Raw genomic sequence first — 18,644 nt, forward strand, 5'->3', positions numbered from 1 at the left:
TACGCGCACGCTCGTCCGGCCACGGTTAGGGCTACCCTTCCTCAGGCGGGGTGACTGTTCCTGCAGTGTCGCCGCCGTCGATGACGAACTCGGCTCCGGTGACGAACGAAGACTCATTCGAAGCCAGGTACAGGACGAGGTCCGCGACTTCCCCCGGATGACCCATCCGGCTGAGCGCCACGTGGCTCATGTCCATTGGCATGTCGGCCGTCATCGGGGTGGAGATGACTCCGGGATGGACAGAGTTCACCCTGATGCCATGGCGCCCCAGATCCAGCGCGACGCTCTTGGTCAGTCCACGCACGCCAAACTTCGAGGCGGTGTACCCGGGGATCTGCTCATAACCCCGGATTCCGGCAATCGAGGAAATGTTGATGATCGACCCGCCCTTGGACTGCCGCAGGGCCGGGATCGCGGCCTTGATTCCTTTGAACGTGCCGGTCAGGTTGACGCCGATGACGTTGTCCCACTGCTCCAGGGTGTAGTCCTCGATGGAGGCGAAGTTCACGATCCCGGCATTGTTCACCAGGATGTTCAGGCCTCCGAAGGTTTCGACGGCGGCGCTCACCGCTGCCTCCCAGTCCTGCGGGCTGGTCACGTCGAGATGGACGTAGAGCGCGCTCGAGCCCATGCGCTCCGCGGTTTCCTTACCCTCTTCGTCCAGGATGTCGCCGATGACAACTTTTGCACCTTCACCGTGCAGCCGGGACGCCACAGCGGCTCCAATACCGCGTGCGCCTCCGCTGACCAGCGCAACCTTGTCGATGACCCGTTCCATGTGATGCTCCTTCAGTGTGACGGCGAGGACTCCAAGCAAGCTCAGGCTCAACCCTTGATCGCTTTGATCTAAGACTGGGCCCGCGCATCGGTCCTCGACAGGGCCGAAAGTCACAGGCCCGTCACCAGAATCAATCCGCTGCGGCAGTGACTTCCTTCTCCAGGCGTTCGACGTCATGCCTGTGGCACAGTTCCGTAGCGGGGGTCATCGCGGCCGCGCTTCCCGCCGCGACAGCCGAGCTGAAGGCCGCCTCAACAGGGCGCCCCTGCGCCAACCGCAGCACGAATGCTCCAAGGAAACTGTCACCGGCTCCGACGGTGCTGAGCACCTGCACTGGCGGCGCCTGCAAACGGGTTACGCCCTTTTTGGAAGCCAGCACGGCTCCGGCGTCGCCAAGGGTCAACGCAACATATTCAGCACATCCGTCGGCAACGAGTGCCAAAGCGGCATCGACCTGGCTTTCTTCACTCTGAAGCAGTGCTCCGAAATGTTCGCCCAACTCGCGCCGACTGGGTTTGACGAGAAAAACACCCTCGGCAAGTGCTTTGGAGAGGGCCGGCCCCGAGCTGTCCACAACGCATCGTGCATCGCCTTTCCGCACGAGGCGGGCAATCCGGGCATAGAAGTCCTCCGGAACTCCGGGCGGCAAGCTGCCGCTGGCCACCACGTATCCGCCAACCGGAACTGACCGGGCAACGACTTCCAGGCAGGTGCCCCACTCCCCTTCGCTGAGCTCCGCGCCTTGGAGTACGAAACGGAATTGGTTCCCGGTCGAATCCTCATCCACGGTGAAGTTCTGTCGGGTGTCCCCCTGGACCGGTATGACCACCGAAGGGATCCGCTCAGCTTCTATCAGCCGCCGGTATGCTTCCCCGGTGGGTCCGCCTGCACTGTATACAGCCAGGACATTCCCCCCGAGCCGTTGGATTACCCTGGCAACATTGATGCCCCCGCCACCGGGGTCGAGGCGGCTGCCGCCGCACCGGAGCTTATGACCGCTGTAGACCCGCTCAGTCGAAGTGCTGACGTCCAGTGCCGGGTTCACCGTGAGGGTAAGAATCGGCTTCGCGCGCGTTGGCTGGGGGGCTTCCATAAGAGCAAGCATAGGAGCAGCGATTCCTTACAGGGGCGAACGAGGTTTTGCGAATCGGGCAATAATCTGATCCGTCCAAGCGTCAATGGCAGACCAGTCCCGCAGGTCCCCGAAGCGGCCGCCGGCGAGCCGGAACATCAATCGGAGCGGCGCCGGCATCTGCCTGGCCTTGTAGACACCGGAAAAGACCTTGTGTCCGCGAAGCGGGACTCTCTTGGACAGGACTCTTCCGAGCCGCTCCTGTTGTATCGCTGCACCGCGCTTACGAAACGGCTTTGGCAGCGCGTCGGCCATCCCGACGCTGAAGGCCCAGACGGGTCGCTTGGCCAACTCAAGTTCATGGCGTGAGAGGAACAGCAAAGCCGGGGGCAGCCACGCCTGGTTGTGGATGGCGCTGCCGACCACAATGCCCTCATAGCGGGAGACGAACACCACCTCCTCCACGGACCGGCATTCGACGTCGCCGAGCGCAACCTCCATGCGGGAAGCAACACGTTGAGCTACTTCCCGGGTGGACCCCAGGGCACTTGCGTAGGCAACAAGGTAGGTCATGCTCCAAGACTGGGCCTGATGACGGGCCCCTGCCAGAGCCGAAAGTCATCGGCCTATTGCCGACGCCCTCCCGGTCCTCCGAATGCCAAGGCTTCAGCCCGCCATGGCGTCCGGTGCGAGCAGGAGGAACTTCCGGAGCTCCCCGGCGGCTAAGAGGACCCTCTCGGAACCGACCCGGATGCAGACACCGGCCATGATGTTTTGTGGGCCGGATGCGTTCAGTCTTAAGGTCCATGGGGTAGTTCCGGTTCTCCGCTGCCCTGATCCACTCCCCACAGATGGCTCCTCGGCGGTTCCCGCCTCCGGAAATACTCGTGTATGGGAGGATCGCGGCATGAATGCGGAGCAGCGGAGGCATGCTGAGGACAAGCTGAGATTGGTGGACGGCCTTGTGAAGGCGATGGGCCGGCGGGAGGATGTCTTCCAGGTGGTCGAGGATTCAGAGGACCTAGACGAAGCGATCCGTCGTCTGATGGAACTGATGGAGCTGGACGAATTGTCCTGCCGGGCAATTCTGGACATGCAAGTCAAAGGGTTCACCCGTGAACGGCGCCGGCTTATTGCTGCTCAGGCGGAAGAAATCAGATCGAACCTGTCGTCTGGCGGGGGGCCATAGGGCGTTAAGGCTGGCGGAATAGCCTGCAGCAACACCGAGCTGCGAGATTATCCAGCCAGATGACACAATCAGCTAGCCTAGGACTCTGCGGTGAAGGCCGCTGAAGGCTCCCCCCACCTTTCAGAATCGGGCACGCTGACCCCGGCTGAGCAGTGAAAAGCCGAAATTGAGACGAACTGATTGAATCCCGAGAACGTTCTTCGCCTGGTCAAGCCGGTGCGGGCAGGAGGAACTTCCGGAGCTCCCCGGCGGCTAAGAGGACCCTCTCGGAACCGACCCGGATGCAGACGCCGGCCGCGTCTCCGGGTGCGGCCGAGACAGTCAACGTGCTGTGGTCGAGGCTGACTTCGAGCAAATGGTCCCGGTAGCGGACGCGAAAGGACACGGCTCGTATCCCATTAGGCATCTTCGGGGAGAAAACGAGGGCATCCTTGGTGATCCTCAACCCGGCGAAGCTGCGCTGGATAACGTCGATCGTCCCCGCCATGGCGCCAAGGTGGATACCTGTGTGCGTGGTGCCTCCCTGGGTGTCGTCAAGGTCAGCCGTGAGCGCTTCCCTGAAGGTGCTCCAGGCTCGGTCCGGGTCCATTGCTGCCAGCACCGAGGCATGGGCCACACGGCTGAGGGTGGAACCGTGGGCAGTGCGCGCGAGGTAATACTCGACCGTCGCCGCGAGCTGATCCGTACTCACTGAGTACCCCATCCGGGCGAGGAACAGCATGAGTTCCTGCTCCCCCAGCAGGTACAGGAGCATCAGCACGTCGGCCTGCTTGGCCAGCCGATACCGGTTCGTGCTGTCTCCCTCTGCTTCAAGGATCAAATCGAGGCGTTCGATATTCTTGTACTTGGTCCGGTAATGTTCCCAGTCGAGCTCCTGCAAGTCTTCGTAACCGTCGAACTGGCTGATGATCCCTTCAGCGTCGAACGGCACGAATATCCTCTTGCTGACGTGGAGCCAGGTTTCCACCTCGGACGAGTCCACCGACAGACGCCCGCGAAGTTCCTCAAGGTCGTGTCCGTGAATCATCGTCATGATCTCGTGGGCCTGTTCACAGACCCAAGCGGCCATGACATTTGTGTAGGCATTGTCGTTCAATCCCCCGCCAGGGTCGTCCGGGTAGCCCGTATGGTACTCATCAGGACCCATGACTCCGCGAAGATGGAAGCGGTCCTGCTCGCTGTCGTATTCGGCCATGGAGGCGACGAGCCGCGCCACTTCCACAACCAGCTCGGCGCCACGATGCAACAGCCATGCCCGGTCCTGAGTGGCCAGAAAGTACTGCCATGCATTGAACGCCACGGCCAGGCCGGCATGCCGCTGAAGATGGGAGTAGTCCGGTACCCAGCGGCCGGATCTTCGGCTGAAAAGCCAACGCGGAGTCTCTTCCCTGCCGTCACTGCCGCTTTGCCACGGGAACAGGGCACCCCGGAACCCCGCTGCGGCAGCCGCCTCCCGGGCGGCTGGCAGCCGCCGCCAGCGGTAGTCAATGAGAGAGCGGGTAACAGAGGGCAACCGTGAGGTAAGCAACGGCAGAACGAAGAGCTCATCCCAGAAGATGTGCCCGCGGTAACCTTCCCCGTGCAGCCCGCGGGCTGGCACACCGGCATCCAGCTCAGCCGTGTGCGGGCTAAGAGTCTGCAATACGTGGAAGACGTGGAGGTTCAGGATCAGTTGGACCTGGAGGCTCCCGTCAATGGTGACGACGAACAAATGCAGCAATCTTCCCCACACGGCCTCATGCTCGGCGAGCATGCCGTCGAAGCCCTGCCCGGCGGCACTCAGCACCAACCTCGCACCAGACGCCGGGGAGGAGACGGCACGGTCGCGCGAGCTCACAATTGCCGCCGTCTTGATCACCGTAAGCGGCATCCCGTCAGTCAGCCCAACCTCGAACGAACGATAGTACATTCCGGCTTGCTGACTGGGCGTTCCGTTGCCCTCCAGCCCGGAAACCTGGGTACGTAGCGCGGTCGCGACCCTGATATGGCTTTGGTTCGTCTCTACCTCGATCACCGGTATCGGTTCCCCTGGCCCAGACCCCTTCAGGACGAGCAGGTGATGGTGGGAAAGGAGCGCGTCCTCCGGGACATTTTCGTTGGACACGCCGGTGTCCAGTCCGGTGCGGATACCCACGGACCCGCTCCAGCCCCTTGCTGTGATGGTTGTCTCAAGCGCCATGAGGTGAGGTTGGGCCATCGATACGAACCGGCGCTGAACCAGTTCCAGCCGCCTCCCCTCAGCTGCTTCCAGGAGAACTTCCCGCCGCAGTGTGGCCCGAAGCAGGTCAAGCACCCGCCGCTCCCGGCGGATCTTCAGGCCTCCCCGGGTCCACCAGTCGGTCCCATCCAGCCGGACATCCAGGACCAGCCAGTTGGGAAGATTGACCATATGTTCGTCTTCGCTCGCCTGGCCTTGGATGGTACTCACCAACCTGTTGTAGACGCCGGCGAGGTACGTGCCCGGATAGCGGATCTCGCTCCCCCGGCTCTCCGGGGCAGCCCCACGTACGGCCACGTACCCGTTGCCGAGCGTGGTCAATGCTTCCCGGTGGCCCTCGTGGGCCGGATCGTAGCCTTCGTAGACCAAGCGCCACGGGTCGGTGAGAACCCGTCCCAGATCCAGCTCGCTCACGTCATCGAGCACGACGTCGGCACCCGCCGCCTCCAGCGCCGACCTCCTGGCATGCGTCCTGTCTATGCCGACGACGAGCCCGAATCCCCCTTGATGCGCAGCCTCCACGCCGGCAACGGCATCTTCAATGACGACGGCGCGGGCAGGCGCGATTCCCAGCCGGTGCACGACTTCAAGGAACAACGCCGGGTCCGGTTTGCCCGCAAGCCCCAACTCGCCGGCAACCGCACCATCGATGACCAGGTCGAAAGCATTCGATAACCCGGCAGCGGCCAGCACAGCGGACGCGTTCCGGCTGGACGTTGCCAGAACCACGGGCACCCGTCCTGAGCGCAGCCTTTCAAGAAGAGCAACGGTCCCCGGAAAGACCGCCACGCCCTCGTTTCCAAGCCTCTCTCTGAACAACTGGTTCTTGCGCACAGCAAGGCCGTGGACCGACCATGCGGCAGCGGGGTCCGAGACGTCACCCGCCGGCAGTTCGATCCCACGGGACGCCAGGAAAGCTACTATTCCGTCCTCCCGCTGCCTGCCGTCGAGATACTTCTGGTAGTCAATGCCGCTGAAAGGCTCCTTCCGTACCTCTGGCGGAATACGGCCATCCTTCAATACTGCGTTGAAGAGGTCCCGCCAAGCTGCCTCATGCACGGAGGCCGTGTCTGTGACGACGCCATCAAGATCAAAGATCACGACGTCAAAAGGCGACAAGGCGGCAGCGGCGGTTGGTGACTCCGTCATGGCCCAACCCTGCCAACCATCACTCTTTGCAGCCGGTGGTAGTGGTCCCGGGGAGGGATTTGGCTCAGCGAACGACGAGTACAGGACACGGTGCGTGGTTGATAACCTGAGTCGAGACCGAACCAAGGTGCAGACCCGGAAACCCGCCGTGCCCACGGGACCCGACGATGATTAGATCCGCGTCCTTGGCGGCGTCGAGTATGGCTGACGCCGCTGAATCATTGTGGACGACCTGCCCAGTGGCCGATATGCCCTCACCGGCAGCAGTTCTCAGTGCGTCAGCCTGCACCGTCTCTGCAATCCGTTCGGGGGAATCCTCGGCCACGATCTCACCGACGGCCGTTTCCAGCACCGCCGGGTACCAGGACATCGGCGGCTTGCTCCAGGCGGTGATGAGGCGAAGCCCGCCGTCGCGCCGGCCCGCCTCGTCCAAAGCCCATTTAAGTGCCTTTTGGGAATGTATGGAACCGTCAACGCCAACCACAATCATGAATGGACCGTTACTGGTCATCTCATTTTCCTTTCACTTCCCTCGCTGTCGCCCCACGGCTCAGTCACTCTTGCGCAGCCGGTCCTCAGCTGTTGCAATGCGCGGGACTGTGCGGAGGAAGCTGTCCGGGTTGAGTGAGATTGAATCAATTCCTTCACCAACGAGGAACTCAGCGAACTCCGGAAAGTTACTGGGAGCTTGCCCGCATATCCCTATCCTGATGCCGGACGCGTGGGCCTTGCGGATGACGTCCCTGATCATCGTCATCACGGCCTCGTTCCGTTCGTCAAACAGTGCAGCCAGTTGGGCGGAGTCACGATCAACGCCCAGGACCAGCTGGGTCAAGTCGTTGGAACCTATGGAGAAACCGTCGAACCGGCGGGCAAACTGTTCAGCCAGGATGACGTTGGACGGGATTTCGCACATCATGTAGACCTGAAGCCCGTCTTTTCCCCGTACCAGGCCATTCTCGGCCATCACGGCCAAGACCCGGTCTGCTTCATCTACCGTCCGGCAGAACGGCACCATCACCATGACGTTCATGAACCCGCAATGTGCGCGAAGCCGCTTGATTGCCCTGCACTCAAGATCGAATCCCGGGCGGTACTGCGGATGATAGTAGCGGGACGCGCCCCGCAAGCCGATCATGGGATTCGCCTCCGTTTGCTCGAACACGGACCCTCCCATCAAATGCGCATATTCGTTCGTCTTGAAATCGCTCAACCTCACGATGACCGGAGCCGGATGGAACGGCGCGGCAAGCTTGGCAAGACCGAGGGCAAGGGTGACCACGAAATACTCGGCAGGGTTGTCATAGCCGTTCGCCAGCTCGGTGATCGCGCGGCGTTCCCCGGCATCGGTGATCCGCTCAGGGAATACTGACGCCATCGGGTGGAGCCGGACCATGTCGTTGATGACAAATTCCATTCGAGCCAGTCCGATGCCCCGTGCTGGCAAGCGCCACCATTTGAACGCCGCGGCGGGGCTCGCGATCGTCAGCATGACGTCGGTTCGTGTTGGTGGAAGAGTGCCGAGGTCGATTTCCTCGGTTGCGCTGGCCAAGATCCCGTCATAGACATGCCCAGTGTCCCCGTCGGCGCACGACACAGTGACGGATTGCCCATCCTCAATGACGGAAGTCGCGTCGGAAGTCCCGACGACGGCAGTGATACCGAGTTCGCGGCTCACAATAGCTGCATGGCTTGTGGCCCCGCCACGGTCTGTAATGATGGCCCGCGCCCGTTTCATGACCGGCATCCAGTCAGGATCGGTTTGCTCCGTGACGAGCACGGAGCCGTCGATGAACCGCTCGATGTCAGAGGCTTGCTTGATCACACAAGCTGGTCCCGAGGAGATGGAGTCCCCGATGGCTGCGCCTTCTACCAGGAGGCGACCCTGTTGGGTCAGGCGATGTGTGACGAGGATTGCGCTGCTCTTGCGGGCCTGGACGGTCTCCGGCCTGGCTTGGACAATGAACAGTTCGCCGGATTCTCCGTCTTTGGCCCATTCCATGTCCATCGGACGTCCATAGTGGTTCTCAATCTGGACCGCCCACCGCCCAAGCTGCACGATGTCCGGGTCTTGCAGGACAAACGCCCCTTGTTCGGATTCGCTGTTGTCCACCAGGACCGTTCCGCCGTCGTTTCCTGGCCTGTAGACCAACTTCCGCAGCTTGGTGCCTTTGGTCTTCTCGATGATCGGTGAGTAGTCAGGGAAGGCGAGCAACGGCTTGAACACGCCGTATTTGTCAGGATTGACCGAGCCTTGGACCACTGTTTCGCCGAGTCCCCAGTTCGCGCTGATCACCGCTACGCGTGGAAAGCCGGTTTCCGTGTCGAGCGAGAACATGACTCCTGACGCCCCGATGTCGGACCGGACCATGAGCTGGACCCCGACGGAAAGCGCCACGCCGGATTCGCTAAAATTCATCAGCTCGCGGTACGTTATGGCGCGATCGGTGAACAACGACGCGTAGCAGCGCAGGCAAGCGTCCAGCACCTGCTGCTCACCCCTGACATTGAGGAAGGTTTCCTGCTGCCCGGCGAAACTCGCATCTGGGAGGTCTTCCGCCGTCGCGCTGCTTCTCACCGCGACGGCGGGTTCCTCACGGCCGGTGCGGGCAGCGAGTTCCTGGTACTTTGCCCGGATGCCTTCTTCAAGTTCAGGGGGGATCTTTCCACCAAGTACCAAGGTTCGCATGGCCGCGCCCGCACTTCTCAAGCTCAGCTTTCCCGCTTGATAATCCGAGGCGACCCCGGACAGCCTGGGCCCCAATTGGTTCCATGCCAGAAAGCTCCGAAATGCGGCAGCTGTCGTCGCGAATCCGTCGGGGACCCGTATTCCCTCGCCGGTCAAGGCGTGGATCAGTTCGCCCGACGAGGCATTTTTCCCCCCGACTTCCGACACGTCCGCGGCCCTGACATCTTGTAGCCAGACCACGGTCCGTGCGTCCACAACGGTACCCCTGCCCGGGTTCATTCGATTCCGGCGCGGGTGGTGTCGTTGAGGGGCGACGTCCATCTCATGGGCGGAGTCAGCGTGAATCTCCTGCCGGTCACCGACTCCGGCACGATTCTGATCAGAAAGTCCTTCCCGACGCCTTGCCACGGGAACAGCGCACGCCTTATTGAATCGAGTGCTTGCCCTGCTCCGGGCTCCCGCTGGGCCTTTCCCTTGACCACAACACTCCACGCCATGCCGAACTCGGCACTCACGCTGTCAGCCTCCAACGCGACTGCGGCATCGGCGTCAAGGGCTTCCTGCTTGGTTCCGGATCCCGTCCGGAACAGCAGGGATTCGCTGTCCACTTGGTAGTTCACTGGGAAGACATCCGGATGCCCGTCCACGATGAGTCCCAGACGTCCCACCGACGTTTCCGCGAGTAGCCTCCAGCACTCCGGCGGCTCAAGGATTTCCGCTGCTGGGATATTGTCTTTGTTTGTCATGCTGCCCATGCTAGGGATCCGGTCCAACGCGAAACAGGGCACAAGGACCCCATTCATCCCTGCCAGTGCCGCGGGTTCTTTGAAACCGGCCAGCCCTGTCTCAGGGGCCGGGCCGCAGGGGTACCACCATCACGGGGACGCTGGAGAATTCCAGGACCCGCAAGGTGTGGCTTCCAATGTACGGTGCTGAACTACCAGGACGGTCGACCAGCGCGACGACTATCAGGGCCGCATCTACTTCACGGGCTTCGGCGAGGATTTCAGCCGCAACGCGGCCGGAGCGATGGCCGAGGGAGACTTGCACTCCCGCCGCCGCTCCCAGCGCGGCGACGTGGCGGAAGGCGGCCTCGGCTGCCGCGTCGGCATGTCTCGCTCCCGCGGTGGAATCCGAACCGCCCTGTTGTTTTCCCAGCGCCCCTTCGTCCGCCACCGTCACAACCCTCAGGTTTGCGCCAAGCCGGCGGGCGTAGTCGACCGCCACCTCGGCGGCGCGGAATGCGGCCCGTGAGTCGTTCACTGCCACCAGAATTACTTCCCCCATGGCACGTTCCCCGCTCCGGAATCGCGGACCGTTCCGTCCTTGTTCGGAACCGAACGGTCAGCGGCCCAGCGTAGGCGCAGAGCCTCTTCAAGTTCCTGTGCCTCAAGTCGCCGCCGGATGGCCAGCAGTTCGTTTTCCAGCTCCGGAATCCAGCGGTTTTCAACCGCGCGTTGCCGGGTCCTGGTTACGGCAAGTTCCGTAGTCAGCAGCATTTCCGCACGCTGGACTGCGGCGAGGCGGACGCCGGCTTCGAGCGCGCTGCGATGAAGGACGCGTGTGTAGGAAAGGGCCGAGCTCCCGCCCATCGGGTGCGCCGCCGGGTGCCGCCACTCCGCATCTTCGGGGTACGGCACCCCCATCGTGATGGCCCACCGCAGCTGGACCCCGGCAGATTCCAGCGGTGCAGCCGCCGCGATCTGCCCGCTTCCGTCCAGGGCCGCGGAGCGGCGCAGCCAAAGCGCGGCTTCCCCCGCCAGCCGTTCCCACTCGGCGCGGGTCAGGTCGGCGCGAAGCTGGAGCCGTTCGAGTTCCTCCGCCAGAATGCGCTGTTTTCGATCCAAAAGACGGGCGCCGTGGCGGGCTGTCACGAGCCGGCGCTCGACGCGGACCTTGGCGGCCCTACCCATGGCATTCATGATCGGTGGTTCCGTTGGGGAAGATATTTCTCCAGGAGGGCGGTCGACACCATGGTCAGCTCCTGTTCCGGCAGCGCCGCCAGCGCCTCCCAGGCCCGGCCCAAGGTGTCGTCCATGGACCGCGCTTCGTCGCGCCCTTGGTTAAAGACACTGTTTTCCACCAGCGTTTGGTACCTCATGTAGCTGCGGTCGGTTTCACTCAGCGCCGCCGCACCGATCAGCTCAGCCAGTTCGGTGGCCTGCCGCGCCCGGGCCATGGCCGCAAGAACCTGGGCTGCAACGTCGAGGTGGTCTTCGCGCGTCCGGTCCTTGCCGGCGCCGTGGCGCATGAGCCGCGAAAGGGAGGACAAGACGTCCACAGGCGGGTATATTCCGCGTGCGGCTATTTCAGGCGAAAGGACAATCTGTCCCTCCGTGATGTAACCGGTCAGATCCGGGACCGGGTGGGTAATGTCGCCGCCCGGCATCGTCAATACGGGGATGATCGTTACCGAACCATCGTGGCCCTTGACGCGGCCACAACGCTCGTAGAGAGTTGCGAGATCGCTGTAAAGGTAGCCGGGGTATGCCCGGCGGGCCGGGATTTCCCGCCGCGCTGCGGACACCTCACGAGCCGCTTCGGCGTAACTCGTCATGTCTGACATAATGACGAGAACATCGTATTCTTCGGTGTATGCGAGGTGTTCGGCGATGGTCAGCGCGATGCGCGGCGTGAGGATCCTCTCAATGACCGGATCGTCGGCCGCGTTCAGCAAGAGAACCAGCTCCCCGCCGGCAGAGCGACTTTCCAGGCGATCCCGGACATAAGCGATATCCGCATGGGTCAACCCCATGGCAGCGAAGACCACCCGGAACGACCGGCCGCTTGAGGCCGCCTGGGCAGCGATCTGGGTGGCCAGTGTCAGGTGCGGTAGCCCGGGTACGGAGAAGATCGGGAGTTTTTGTCCCCTGACCAAGGTGGTCAATCCGTCGATGACGGAAATACCGGTCAGCACAGGTTCCTGGGGCGGTTCGCGGTAAACGGGGTTCAGCGGCCAGCCGCTGACGGGAAGGCGTTCCGGGCCGGTCACGGGCGGTCCGCCGTCTAGCGGTTCACCGCGCCCATTGCAGACACGCCCGAGCCAGTCCGTTCCCACCTCGATGTGCAAAGGGCGGCCCTCAAAGCGGATCCGGATCCCTTCCAGCGACATGCCGTCGGTACTTTCGAGCACCTGCAACGTGGCGAGGTCCTGATCGACCTCAAGGACCAGACCATGTCGCTGCTCTCCACCGTCCATGTCGATCGTGGCAAACTCATCCCAGCCGACGCCTTCTATCCCGCCCGCAACGAGCAATGGTCCGCGAAGCTCCCTGACGTCCCCATGTGAAATCTGCGCGGCGAAGCGACTGGTCGGTGGTGCCGAGCCGTTGTCGTTCGATTCAGTGGCTTTTGCATGGTTCATTGCAGGCCATCCAAAGCCTTGAGCATCTCGGCGTTTCGGGCTTTGACGGCCGCCGCATCCGAAGGCCCGGTTTCTTCCCGGGCACGGAGAACGCGACCAAGATCGGCTTGCTCGATGGTGGTGGCTGCCACTCCCCGTTCCACGAGTCCCTGGCAGGCATCGACGACGTCGAGCGCGAGGTCCAGCAAAGCGGCACCTTTCTCCGCGGAACAGAACCCATCGTTGACGCTTAGCGCATTCTGCATCAGCACTCCGTCCCGCAGCAGGCGACCGCCCAGCAGGATCATCCGTTCATGGCCAGGCAAGGACGAAGTCCCGATGATTTCCGCTAGTTCGGCCAGCCTGTCCGACTCAGCCAGCAGCGCCGCGGCCCGGGCCCGGGTCTCCGTTTGCCGTGTGCCACATTCCGAGGGCTTCCGCATCGCGGGCAAAAGAGCCGGTCCAGCTCACCGCCGGATAGTGCCGCGAATAGGCCAGGTCCCGGTCCAACATCCACAAGGAACGGACAAACCGTTGGGAGTCGGTGGTGACCGGCTCGGTCATGTCGCCGCCCGGCGGGGAAACAGCCCCGATCACGGTGACGGATGCGGTCTTCCCGCCTAGCGTGGTCACCCGGCCGGCCCGCTCGTAGAAAGAGGCCAGCTCCGAGGCGAGATTCGCGGGATAGCCCTCCTCCGCGGGAAGGTCACCGTTACGGTTGGCGAATTCGCGCAATGCCTCTGCCCAGCGGGAGGTCGAATCCGCGATGACGACGACGTCGTAACCCATATCACGGTAATATTCCGCGACTGTGATCCCGGTGAAGATGCTCGCCTCACGCGCCATCATGGGCATATTTGAGGTGTTGGCGATGATGACGGTGCGGTCAATCAGTTTCCCGCCTGTCCGGCCGTCCTCAAGCTGCGAGAGTCCTTCGAGGACGTCGGCCATTTCGTTGCCCCGCTCCCCGCAGCCCACATAGACAATGACGTCCGCATCGCTCCACTTGGCGATCTGCTGCAACATCATCGTCTTGCCCGTTCCAAATCCGCCCGGCACCGCCGCTGCCGCCCCGCGTGCCACTGGAAACATCAGATCCAGGACCCGCTGGCCGGTATGCAGCGGCACCGTGCCGGTCTGCCTGGACCTGAAAGGCCGCGGGCGACGCACCGGACACCGCTCGGCGAGTGGCACTTCGTGGCCGGCAATCACGGCTACGGTATCGAACAGGTGGACCAGGCCCTCCGGCGCCAGCCAGTCAAGCTGACCCGCTACGCCTGCCGGCACCAGGACACGGTGCTCCACAGACCCCGAGTCCGGCACAGTACCCAGGACGTCTCCGGAATTGACAAAGGTGCCAGCCACCTTTTGAGGTTTGAAGGTCCATTCGCGGACCAACGCCGTCGGGTCTTCACCTGATCCCGAACGCTCAGGTGTCAGCCACATCGCTGCCGACGACAACGGGCGCATGAGCCCGTCGAACACGTGCCCAAGTAGCCCGGGACCCATCAGTCCGGAAAGCTCGGCGCCGGTAGGCACTGCGACGTCGCCGGCCTTCAGCCCACCGGTGTATTCATACGCCTGCAGCGTTGCCCGCGTCCCGGAAACGGCCACCGTTTCGGCGCTGATGCGCCGCGGACCGACGGCGATCAACTCAAGCATGGACAGCCCGCCAACGCCTTCTATTTCAACGAGTGGCCCGCTGACATGCACCACGGTCCCATCCCTCCTGGCTGCTACCGGGTCCACAGAGCACGCGCCCCTGGGTCGGATTCCAAGGTCATCCCGGCCAGCACGGGAAGCGACAGATCCAGACGGCGTGAGCCCGCCTCGGCGACGACGCCGCCCTCAGGGCTTTCTGACACGACAGCATCGCGACCGAGCAGCTCGAGGCACTGGTCCGTCAGCCGCGCCATCAACTTCGCGTAGCGAGGGTCTGATGTGAGCCCGACCGCGGCCTCCCGCACCCGGCGGTGGAGTTCCAGCCGGAGGGAATTGCGCTGCGCAAGGACCAGCTCGTGCGCTTCGCGGCGCACCCGCGCCGAGCGTAGCGCGGCCTCGGAACGGGCGGCTGACTCGCCCTCTTGGGCTGCCGCGGCGAGGATCGCTGCGGCTTCGGCCGTTGCCGCTTCCACCAGGGCTTTGACCTGCCTGCGGGCATCGTCGCGGAGCTCAGCGGCCTGTTTCTCGGCCGCTGCACGGAGTGCCTCGCGCACGGGCTGCAACACAGCGTCGGATTCCGGCGCCAACCCGGTCATGGGAGCACCACGGTCATGGGTGATCGGGGATCAGCCAGGAGGGGACCCAGTGCGTGCGCAGACGCAGGAGTCAGGATAACGATAGCCGTATTAGTGGGAAGCGCCCGCCAGGCGCGGAGCGTTTCCGCATCGCTGGAACAGGCAAGAACGCTGACGCCAGCGAGACGAAACCCGTTCAGCAGGGCCTGTTCACCGATCGCGGCAATGGATTCAAACATCTCCGCGTCCCTTACTCAAGCCTTGCCGATGAGGATGATGGCGATGATGAGGCCGTAGATGGCGATCCCTTCCGCGAGTCCGACCACAACCATGGCCCTACCGAAGATTTCCGGGCGCTCACTCATCGCGGCGAGGGCCGCCGATCCAGTGTAGGCAACGGCAAACGCTGCGCCGATTGACGAGCCTGCGACGGCGATCGCGGCCGCGATCAGTGCGGAGCCGCCGGCGCCTGCGGGCGCGTCGGTTGCTGCCGCCGCGAGGGCCGGGACAACTCCACCGGAAGCGGCCGCTGGCGGCGCATTCAATGCGCCGAGCAGTAATATCAGGGATCCGCCCATCACGAGGACATTGAGGGCTGCAAGTACCTTGAACGCGGACTTTCGCCAGCGTCTGACCAGGAGGATGGCCCCTGTTGCGGCGATGAGGAAGACAGGAACGGTTCCGAACCAAAGATTCACGGGAGTTGCCTTTCAGCCTGCGTGCCGGAGTGGACAATTGGATTATCGGTGCCGGGGATTCCGGCAGCGGTGAGTTCCGGCGACCAGGGCTTGAACGGGCGGCCCTCGGACTGGAAGATTCGTGAAAACAGTTCGTAGTATTCGAGGCGCAGGGCCTGGATTCCTGCCACCAGCGCTTCGAGCGCAAAAGTCACGATATTGCCGACAATAAACAGCAGGACCGCAGCGGCAGCGCGCCAATCCGGCGCCCACAACGCCGTCGTCCCATTCCACACCACTGTCAGAAGCGCAGCGTGGGTCAACCCGAAGGCGGCGAGCCGGGCGAAGGAGACGAGGTTGGAGCCCAGCCGGATCACAGTGTCAACGAGCTCGACGCCGGCCTGGAAGGCGGCGGTGACCCCTCCTCCGGCCTCAACGTAGAGACCGATGAAGATGAAGACCAGCGAGCCGAGCGCGATGACCGCTGCCGCGGCGGTGAGAAGCCCGGTGCCGGTGCCGAGTCCCCAAACGAGAAGCCCCACGGCGAGGAACAGCAGGGAGCCTGCCACGCCGGAACGCGCATAGAGGGCGTATGCCCAGCCGCCCTCCCGGACACGGTTGATGGTGCCCACGGCGTAGGCGCCGGCAAGCAGGAACGCTCCGACACACAATGCTGCCACCAGGAGAGGCACCGGGTTGGCCAAGGGTTCCAGCCACAGCACGGGCACCAGGCCTGTGGGACCGAAAGCCTCCCCATACAGCGCTCCGAAGACCATGGACGCCAGCCCGGCGCCGCTCACGAAAAGCCAGGTTCTTTGCAGCTTGGCGAGCTTCTTGACGCGACCGCCGCGCAGCACGAGACCGGCGGCCAACAGGACCGCCCCGTGTCCCACATCGCCGAACATCATCCCGAACATCAGAACGTAGGCAATTCCGGCGAGGCGCGAGGGATCCAGGTCCTCATATGGCACGGTCCCGTAAGTATCCACGAGGGTCCGTGAGACCCGCGTGGTGCCGCTCCCGCCGTCGAACATTGTGGGCGGTTGAAGCCACCTTGGCCTGGGCAGCGGCACGACCGCCGCTCCGATCCGTGCAAGGGCTGCCCCGAGTTCCGGAATCCCGGATCGGGGCATCCAGCCCACCAGCGCCGCCAAGGGCCCGGATACGATCGCGGCCTCTGCTGCCTTCTCCAGTTCGTCGGCGCTGTTTCCCGGAACATACGGGAGGTCCAGTTCGACGAGTTCGCTGCGTGCCACTTCGACGAGCATGCCTCGCCGGGCCTGTTCGGGCACCACGAGGCCTACCCGCTCCATACGGACGGGGGACGCCGATTCACGCCGCCTCATCGAGCACCTCGCTCAACCCGGCGCCCGCAGCGGCGGCGGTCAGCGCTGCCCGCACGCGCCACCCATCGGTGAACAGGACGGCAATGGCGCCGAGCACGACGTCGGGACCGGGCATCGGACCACGAAGCAGCTGGAAACCGTCCCGCTCCACCGCGGCGTGTACGCGGGCCTCGGCGCGCCACAGCTCCTCCGGAGAGGCAATATCCCGGACCGCCGCCCGCAAGGACGGCGGAAGCGAGGAGGTGAACTCGGCGATGCTCTTGGTCGATTCCCATGAGCGGCCGATGACTGGCCGCAACAGGCGACGGACCATTTCCGGCGACGCCACGCTGTCAACAGCCAAGATCCGGGCTGCCAGAAGGACGCACACCGCGCCGCACCACGGCCGTGCAGCAGGTGCCACCACGGCCAACCTCCGCATCCAGGTGACGGTCAATGCGTCCCTCAGCGCACCCATACCGGCACCACCCACGTCGCCCCAGGCGGTGGCGCTCAGAATGGCGGCCAATTCTTCGTTCGACCTTGCCGATTGCACGCGAAGCCACGCGGTTGCCAGGGCACCCAAATGATAGGGATCCGGTGCCTTTTCTCCACCAGCAAGTTGGTTGGCCAAGGCCATGATGTTTTCAATTTCAAAGGCCCCGGCGGCTCCCCGGGCAAGTGCGGTTCCGGACGCAGGAAGCCAACCGGCAATCACCCGCAGTTGCCACAGGACCGTCTCGTGGACGGCCCGTTCGGCGGCCCGGAGGTCCGATTTTCCCGCGAGCCGGCCGGCGTAGCTCGATGAGCCAAGCAAGGACAGGGCGCCGTCGAGGGTCGGACACGCCGCAAGCTCCCTGCTGGCACCGGCGCCTACCCGGCGCGTCGCCATCAAGCGGGCACGCACCGACGCAGCCACCCAATCCGCCTTCATTCTTGTCCGTCACCCGGCGGAGCCAGCAAGGCGTCAATGACTTCGGCGACAACGGCAGGCATGCGCGCCAAGCCCGCTTCTCCACATGCCGCGGCTTCCCGACGTGACTGCTCCAGCAGCTGCGCGTCCCGATGCGACGCAGCCTGCTCAACCTGCGCGGCGGATTTTGCGCGCTCGGCACCGGCCTCAAGCCGGGCCTTGGACACGATCGCTGCGGCTTGGGCACGGGCCTTGGCCACTTCGCGGTCCGCATCCAGGCGTGCTCCGTCAATGAGTGCCACGCAGGATGCGACGTCGCCCGCCAGTGCGGCGAACACAGGGCCGAGTTCTGCCGCCGGTCCCTGGTTATCAGCAGCGGGCACGCCAGTCGGACCGGCCGGACCGGGAGCGCCGGCCGGCCTGAATCTATCGAGAAAACTCAATCGCGCCATGGCACCTGCCTCGGAAAAGTCCTCAGAGCCACAGTCTAGGCCCGCTCACGGTCGATTGACATGAACCGCACATGCCTCCCGGCAGGCTTTTCCTGCGCGGTTGTCGCGGTTTACCCGGTGGATGCGGCAGGACCGTGGTCCCTGTTGCCCGCACCGCCTCGGTAGCACTCAAGGCCGCAGTATCTATACCGCTAAGGTGACTGTCCCGTCGACTCCATCTACGGTCACCCGCTGCCCGCTGACTATCCGCTCCCTCCCGTTGCCCGTGCCCAGGACGGCCGGGATGCCGTACTCCCGGGCGACGATGGAGCCGTGGGCGGCCACTCCGCCGATGTCCGTGACCAGACCCTTCCCGTGGGCGAGGAGAGGCGTCCAGGCCGGAATGATCGTGGGGCAGACGAGGATGGTGTCCGGCATCATCTTCTCGAAGTCCCCGGGTGTGAGGATCACGCTTGCGGGGGCGGTGACTCGCCCGGGGCTAACAGGGAACCCCTGAAGGATCGGCCCCTCGTCAATGTTCCTCTTCTGGGTCTCGAATCCGTACACCATGACCCCTCCGCAGATCAGCCACTTCCTTCGGGATCCAGCCAGAGAGCAGCCAA

At 63.9% G+C, this 18,644-nt stretch carries 20 protein-coding genes; 1 reads left to right on the forward strand and 19 read right to left on the reverse strand.

The window, feature by feature from the left end; all coding sequences use genetic code 11:
• Positions 1-31 precede the first annotated feature (31 nt).
• From BMF89_RS01405 to BMF89_RS01415, 3 genes are all read right to left on the reverse strand, one after another.
• Entirely contained in the window at positions 32-778 is a 747-nt protein-coding gene (locus BMF89_RS01405) for a glucose 1-dehydrogenase (protein WP_078105293.1), read from the reverse strand.
• A gap of 130 nt (positions 779-908) precedes the next feature.
• The gene (locus BMF89_RS01410; RefSeq protein ID WP_253190645.1) at positions 909-1,883 is read right to left on the reverse strand and encodes a 1-phosphofructokinase family hexose kinase; all 975 of its coding nucleotides are present in this window, start codon (positions 1,881-1,883) and stop codon (positions 909-911) included.
• Between the two features lie 15 nt (positions 1,884-1,898).
• Positions 1,899-2,423 (reverse strand): flavodoxin domain-containing protein, encoded by a 525-nt coding sequence (locus tag BMF89_RS01415; RefSeq protein ID WP_078105295.1) that lies wholly within the window; start codon positions 2,421-2,423, stop codon positions 1,899-1,901.
• 334 nt (positions 2,424-2,757) lie between these two features.
• Here BMF89_RS01415 and BMF89_RS01420 point away from each other — a divergent pair, with 334 nt between their 5' ends.
• Entirely contained in the window at positions 2,758-3,039 is a 282-nt protein-coding gene (locus BMF89_RS01420) for a DNA gyrase subunit A (RefSeq protein WP_078105296.1), read from the forward strand.
• Positions 3,040-3,247: 208 nt separating this feature from the next.
• Here BMF89_RS01420 and BMF89_RS01425 read toward each other — a convergent pair whose 3' ends face one another.
• From BMF89_RS01425 to BMF89_RS01495, 16 genes are all read right to left on the reverse strand, one after another.
• Positions 3,248-6,406 carry an HAD-IA family hydrolase gene (locus BMF89_RS01425; RefSeq protein ID WP_078105297.1) on the reverse strand — a complete coding sequence of 1,053 codons (3,159 nt, stop codon included), beginning with the start codon at positions 6,404-6,406 and terminating at the stop codon, positions 3,248-3,250.
• Positions 6,407-6,470: 64 nt separating this feature from the next.
• Positions 6,471-6,917 (reverse strand): universal stress protein, encoded by a 447-nt coding sequence (locus BMF89_RS01430; RefSeq protein WP_078105298.1) that lies wholly within the window; start codon positions 6,915-6,917, stop codon positions 6,471-6,473.
• A gap of 39 nt (positions 6,918-6,956) precedes the next feature.
• Complete coding sequence (ppsA, locus tag BMF89_RS01435) at positions 6,957-9,374, reverse strand: phosphoenolpyruvate synthase (protein ID WP_078105299.1); 2,418 nt, start codon at positions 9,372-9,374, stop codon at positions 6,957-6,959.
• The gene (locus BMF89_RS01440) at positions 9,371-9,841 is read right to left on the reverse strand and encodes a pyridoxamine 5'-phosphate oxidase family protein (RefSeq protein ID WP_078105334.1); all 471 of its coding nucleotides are present in this window, start codon (positions 9,839-9,841) and stop codon (positions 9,371-9,373) included. The genes ppsA and BMF89_RS01440 overlap by 4 nt, the downstream gene beginning before the upstream one ends.
• 100 nt (positions 9,842-9,941) lie before the next feature.
• On the reverse strand, positions 9,942-10,382 hold the full coding sequence (locus BMF89_RS01445; protein WP_078105300.1) for a universal stress protein: 441 nt from the start codon (positions 10,380-10,382) through the stop codon (positions 9,942-9,944).
• The gene (locus BMF89_RS01450) at positions 10,370-11,017 is read right to left on the reverse strand and encodes a V-type ATP synthase subunit D (RefSeq protein ID WP_078105301.1); all 648 of its coding nucleotides are present in this window, start codon (positions 11,015-11,017) and stop codon (positions 10,370-10,372) included. The genes BMF89_RS01445 and BMF89_RS01450 overlap by 13 nt, the downstream gene beginning before the upstream one ends.
• Positions 11,014-12,459, reverse strand: coding sequence for a V-type ATP synthase subunit B (locus tag BMF89_RS01455; protein WP_078105302.1), 1,446 nt, complete (start codon positions 12,457-12,459; stop codon positions 11,014-11,016). The genes BMF89_RS01450 and BMF89_RS01455 overlap by 4 nt, the downstream gene beginning before the upstream one ends.
• Positions 12,456-12,764, reverse strand: a complete 309-nt coding sequence (locus BMF89_RS22120; RefSeq protein WP_216353766.1) for a hypothetical protein — start codon at positions 12,762-12,764, stop codon at positions 12,456-12,458. Before BMF89_RS22120 ends, BMF89_RS01455 begins: the two co-directional genes overlap by 4 nt.
• A 46-nt stretch (positions 12,765-12,810) precedes the next feature.
• Positions 12,811-14,154 (reverse strand): V-type ATP synthase subunit A, encoded by a 1,344-nt coding sequence (locus BMF89_RS01460; RefSeq protein ID WP_216353767.1) that lies wholly within the window; start codon positions 14,152-14,154, stop codon positions 12,811-12,813.
• Positions 14,155-14,174: 20 nt separating this feature from the next.
• Complete coding sequence (locus BMF89_RS01465) at positions 14,175-14,696, reverse strand: hypothetical protein (RefSeq protein WP_078105303.1); 522 nt, start codon at positions 14,694-14,696, stop codon at positions 14,175-14,177.
• A complete protein-coding gene (locus BMF89_RS22685; protein WP_078105304.1) occupies positions 14,693-14,914 on the reverse strand; it encodes a V-type ATP synthase subunit F in 222 nt (73 codons plus the stop codon). Before BMF89_RS22685 ends, BMF89_RS01465 begins: the two co-directional genes overlap by 4 nt.
• A gap of 15 nt (positions 14,915-14,929) precedes the next feature.
• The gene (locus BMF89_RS01475) at positions 14,930-15,373 is read right to left on the reverse strand and encodes an ATP synthase subunit C (protein ID WP_078105305.1); all 444 of its coding nucleotides are present in this window, start codon (positions 15,371-15,373) and stop codon (positions 14,930-14,932) included.
• Positions 15,370-16,698 (reverse strand): V-type ATPase 116kDa subunit family protein, encoded by a 1,329-nt coding sequence (locus tag BMF89_RS01480; protein WP_078105306.1) that lies wholly within the window; start codon positions 16,696-16,698, stop codon positions 15,370-15,372. The genes BMF89_RS01475 and BMF89_RS01480 overlap by 4 nt, the downstream gene beginning before the upstream one ends.
• Positions 16,685-17,596: a V-type ATPase subunit gene (locus BMF89_RS01485; protein ID WP_139359495.1), complete on the reverse strand. Its 912-nt coding sequence runs from the start codon at positions 17,594-17,596 to the stop codon at positions 16,685-16,687. Before BMF89_RS01485 ends, BMF89_RS01480 begins: the two co-directional genes overlap by 14 nt.
• An 11-nt stretch (positions 17,597-17,607) precedes the next feature.
• Complete coding sequence (locus BMF89_RS01490) at positions 17,608-17,973, reverse strand: hypothetical protein (RefSeq protein WP_139359496.1); 366 nt, start codon at positions 17,971-17,973, stop codon at positions 17,608-17,610.
• A 252-nt stretch (positions 17,974-18,225) separates the two neighbouring features.
• Positions 18,226-18,591, reverse strand: a complete 366-nt coding sequence (locus tag BMF89_RS01495; protein WP_078105309.1) for a PEP-utilizing enzyme — start codon at positions 18,589-18,591, stop codon at positions 18,226-18,228.
• Between the last annotated feature and the right edge of the window lie 53 nt (positions 18,592-18,644).

This window comes from Arthrobacter sp. SRS-W-1-2016 (assembly GCF_002009585.1).
In the GTDB taxonomy this organism is placed as follows: domain Bacteria; phylum Actinomycetota; class Actinomycetes; order Actinomycetales; family Micrococcaceae; genus Arthrobacter; species Arthrobacter bambusae_A.

What these genes read in the sequence shown, in the direction of transcription:
- BMF89_RS01480 (WP_078105306.1), bottom strand. Translation starts at nt 16,698, where the DNA reads ATGAGGCGGCGTGAATCGGCGTCCCCCGTCCGTATGGAGCGGGTAGGC.
- BMF89_RS01445 (WP_078105300.1), bottom strand. Translation starts at nt 10,382, where the DNA reads ATGGGGGAAGTAATTCTGGTGGCAGTGAACGACTCACGGGCCGCATTC.
- BMF89_RS01455 (WP_078105302.1), bottom strand. Translation starts at nt 12,459, where the DNA reads ATGAACCATGCAAAAGCCACTGAATCGAACGACAACGGCTCGGCACCA.
- BMF89_RS01440 (WP_078105334.1), bottom strand. Translation starts at nt 9,841, where the DNA reads ATGACAAACAAAGACAATATCCCAGCAGCGGAAATCCTTGAGCCGCCG.
- BMF89_RS01425 (WP_078105297.1), bottom strand. Translation starts at nt 6,406, where the DNA reads ATGACGGAGTCACCAACCGCCGCTGCCGCCTTGTCGCCTTTTGACGTC.
- BMF89_RS01420 (WP_078105296.1), top strand. Translation starts at nt 2,758, where the DNA reads ATGAATGCGGAGCAGCGGAGGCATGCTGAGGACAAGCTGAGATTGGTG.
- BMF89_RS01410 (WP_253190645.1), bottom strand. Translation starts at nt 1,883, where the DNA reads ATGCTTGCTCTTATGGAAGCCCCCCAGCCAACGCGCGCGAAGCCGATT.
- BMF89_RS01450 (WP_078105301.1), bottom strand. Translation starts at nt 11,017, where the DNA reads ATGAATGCCATGGGTAGGGCCGCCAAGGTCCGCGTCGAGCGCCGGCTC.
- BMF89_RS01430 (WP_078105298.1), bottom strand. Translation starts at nt 6,917, where the DNA reads ATGACCAGTAACGGTCCATTCATGATTGTGGTTGGCGTTGACGGTTCC.
- BMF89_RS01465 (WP_078105303.1), bottom strand. Translation starts at nt 14,696, where the DNA reads ATGACCGGGTTGGCGCCGGAATCCGACGCTGTGTTGCAGCCCGTGCGC.
- BMF89_RS01405 (WP_078105293.1), bottom strand. Translation starts at nt 778, where the DNA reads ATGGAACGGGTCATCGACAAGGTTGCGCTGGTCAGCGGAGGCGCACGC.
- BMF89_RS01495 (WP_078105309.1), bottom strand. Translation starts at nt 18,591, where the DNA reads ATGGTGTACGGATTCGAGACCCAGAAGAGGAACATTGACGAGGGGCCG.
- ppsA (WP_078105299.1), bottom strand. Translation starts at nt 9,374, where the DNA reads ATGAACCCGGGCAGGGGTACCGTTGTGGACGCACGGACCGTGGTCTGG.
- BMF89_RS22685 (WP_078105304.1), bottom strand. Translation starts at nt 14,914, where the DNA reads ATGTTTGAATCCATTGCCGCGATCGGTGAACAGGCCCTGCTGAACGGG.
- BMF89_RS01415 (WP_078105295.1), bottom strand. Translation starts at nt 2,423, where the DNA reads ATGACCTACCTTGTTGCCTACGCAAGTGCCCTGGGGTCCACCCGGGAA.